The 391-nt window shown below is 56.0% G+C and carries 1 pseudogene; it reads right to left on the bottom strand.

The features are described from left to right. Positions 1 to 391: pseudogene (locus tag QWI17_RS00695) on the bottom strand (DNA mismatch repair protein MutS); the annotation flags it as partial.

Genomic DNA, 391 nt, shown 5'->3' with positions numbered 1-391 from the left:
TCAAAGCGATAGTCACTGATCAGCCACTGCAGTGCTTCCTGCCTTGATGTCAGTGTGTTCAAACAGCGCAGGGGGCGATTGAGCCAGCGACGAAGCATCCGGCTGCCCATCGGTGTGGCTGTTTTGTCGATCACAGACGCCAGGGTGTTATCCCTGCCTCCTGCCAGGTTGAGATCTATTTCAAGGTTTTTCCGGGTAGCTGCATCAAGGATGACACTTTCATTTCGCTGTTCCAGGGTTAAGCGGCGAATATGGGGCAGAGAGGTGCGCTGGGTGTCTTTGGCGTATTGCAGCAAGCACCCTGCAGCCCCCAGAGCAACGGGCAGATGATCACACCCGAATCCGGTCAGATCTTTCGTGTGGACCTGCTGGCAAAGCAGGCGTTCAGCGG

It is taken from the genome of Gilvimarinus gilvus (assembly GCF_030518155.1).
Classification (GTDB): domain Bacteria; phylum Pseudomonadota; class Gammaproteobacteria; order Pseudomonadales; family Cellvibrionaceae; genus Gilvimarinus; species Gilvimarinus gilvus.
This window is presented reverse-complemented; position numbering and strand designations above follow the sequence as displayed.